This window comes from Halanaerobium sp., assembly GCF_003070835.1.
Genome location: NZ_QBLR01000400.1, coordinates 1 through 2,656, shown reverse-complemented (window position 1 = coordinate 2,656; position 2,656 = coordinate 1). Strand labels below are relative to the sequence as shown.

General features: G+C 30.1%; 3 protein-coding genes. 1 reads left to right on the top strand and 2 read right to left on the bottom strand.

From position 1 onward, the window contains the following. Positions 1–99 precede the first annotated feature (99 nt). Together pdxT and pdxS are read right to left on the bottom strand one after the other, a co-directional pair. Positions 100–666, bottom strand: coding sequence for a pyridoxal 5'-phosphate synthase glutaminase subunit PdxT (pdxT, locus tag CI949_RS19605; RefSeq protein WP_290769561.1), 567 nt, complete (start codon positions 664–666; stop codon positions 100–102). Position 667: 1 nt separating this feature from the next. Then, complete coding sequence (gene pdxS / locus CI949_RS19600; protein WP_218119784.1) at positions 668–1,558, bottom strand: pyridoxal 5'-phosphate synthase lyase subunit PdxS; 891 nt, start codon at positions 1,556–1,558, stop codon at positions 668–670. Positions 1,559–1,673: 115 nt separating this feature from the next. On the opposite strand from pdxS, the gene CI949_RS19595 reads away from it, so the two are divergent. Further along, positions 1,674–2,656, top strand: a 983-nt coding sequence (locus tag CI949_RS19595) for a PLP-dependent aminotransferase family protein (protein WP_290769554.1), incomplete at its 3' end; no start/stop codon positions are given.

Here is a 2,656-nt window from a genome sequence, read left to right as displayed (position 1 = left end):
GTTTTGATATTCCTTCCTTCATGGATGTGCTCTTTTTCAAAGCAATAAAACCTATAATATTTTGTACTTTTAGTATTTTTCATATTAATCACATTTTAATTATACTCTCTTCAATCCCTTTTTAACTTTTTTAACGAAATATTTGTGAACATCTAATAGTTTTGTAAGTTCAGGATGAAAAGAAGTTACTAAAATATTTTCTGTTTCTGCTGCAACTATTTTACCTTCTATCTTTTTCAATATATTCACTTCAGAGCCAATTTTTGTTATTACCGGTGCTCTTATAAAGACCATTTCAATTTTATTTGTAGATATTTTTGGTATATAGTCTTTTTCTATAAAACTACTACTTTGTCTACCAAAAGCATTTCTTTGAACCTCTATATCAATTAAATTCAAATATTTTCTTGATAATATTATCAAACCAGCACAAGTTCCCCATATAGGTTTTTCTTTTGAAAATTTTATTATTGGATCAACAAAACCATATATTTTTATTAATTTATTCAGTGTAGTACTTTCTCCGCCAGGTATTACCAACCCTTGGATTTCATGTAGTTGTTCTTTCTTCTTTATTCTGATTGCATTAGCATCTTTTATCTTATTTATCGCATTAAAGTGTTCTTCTACACCACCTTGTAAATCCAATATTCCAATATTAACCATTTTACCAACCTCTATGTGCATATCTTTCGTCTTCATTTAATGTGTCGATGTTTATTCCTACCATAGCTTCCCCCAAATCTTCTGAAACTTTTGCTAAAATAGATGGATCGTTATAATGAGTTACCGCTTCTACTATTGCTTTTGCCCTTTTTACAGGATCTCCAGATTTAAAAATACCCGATCCAACAAAAACTCCATCTGCCCCTAGTTGCATCATGAGAGATGCATCAGCAGGAGTTGCAACTCCACCCGCTGCAAAATTTACAACTGGTAGTTTACCATTTTTTGAAACATATTCAATTAGATCTAGTGGAGCTTGTATTTCCTTTGATTTAACAACTAATTGATCGTTTGATAGACCTTGTATTTCTCTTATTTGTTCGTTTATTTTTTTTATATGTTTTACAGACTCTACGACATTACCTGTTCCTGCTTCTCCTTTTGTTCTTATCATTGAAGCACCTTCTGCAACCCTTCTCAAAGCTTCACCAAGATTTCTTGCCCCGCACACAAACGGGGTTTTAAAATCTTTTTTGTTTATATGATATGTTTCATCTGCTGGAGTCAATACTTCACTTTCGTCTATATAGTCTATATCCAGATATTCTAAAATCTGAGCTTCAACAAAATGCCCAATTCTAACTTTCGCCATAACAGGGATAGAAACGGAATCCATTATTTCTTTTATCATTTTTGGATCTGACATTCTCGCTACTCCACCATTTTTTCTTATATCTGCAGGAACTCTTTCTAATGCCATAACAGCAACAGCTCCAGAATCCTCAGCTATTTTAGCTTGTTCTGCATTAGTTACGTCCATTATGACTCCGCCTTTTAACATTTGTGCCAAATTTTTATTCAATCTATATCTTTCTTGCAAATCTTTTAACATAAAACACACCCCTTTTTTTGATATAATTGTATTACACAATGATATTCTCACACTTTTATATTGTATTGTCAATGTATGGTTTATTAATTATTGTAGTGGTACACAAGGAGGTATTATGAATCTAAATCTTTCAAGAAAATCTAAAACACCTTTGTATTTACAGGTTTATAGGTCTTTAAAACAAAAAATTCTAAAAAATGATTTAAAAGAAAACACAAGATTACCAGCTGTAAGAACATTGGCGGATGAAAATAGTTTAAATCCATCTACAGTTGTTAAAGCTTATGAAAAGCTAAAAGAAGAAAAACTGATATATAAGAAAGTTGGTAGTGGTAGCTATGTATCTTCTGCAAAAAACATAAAAATTCACGAAGATTATGATGACTATGTAAACGACAAAATTGATTCAACTCAAATGAACGTGAAGAATAACATAAATTTTGCTTCAGCAACACCGAGTCATGATCTTTTTCCAATAGAAGATTTTAAAAATGCTATTAATCATGTTTTGGATAGAGATGGAGGAAAGGCTTTTGATTACCAAAATACACAAGGTTATATATCTTTAAGAAAACACATTTCAGACTTTTTGATAACAAAAAATATGAATAGTTCATATAAAGATATTCAAATAGTTTCTGGCGCACAACAGGCTATAGATATTATTTCAAAAATTTTTATTAATGAAGGAGATAATATTGCTATTGAAACTCCTTCTTATTCTGGTGCTCTCGCTTCTTTTAAAGAAAGAAAAGCAAAAATTCATAGTTTTAATATAACCAAAAATGGAATTGACCTGGATGAACTAGAAAATTTTTTACAAAAAGATAAAATTAATTTTCTCTATTGTATGCCAAATTTTCAGAACCCTACTGGAATGATTATGGATTTAGAGAGTAAAAAAAGATTAATAGATATGTCAGTTAACTATGATTTTTTCATTGTTGAAGATGATTGTATCTCTGAATTAAACTATTTTAATGAAGATGTTGTATCCCTTAAATCCTTGGATAAGAATAATAAAGTTATTTATATCAAAAGCTATTCAAAAATCTTTATGCCAGGGCTCAGACTAGGATCTGTCTCTTATACACATCT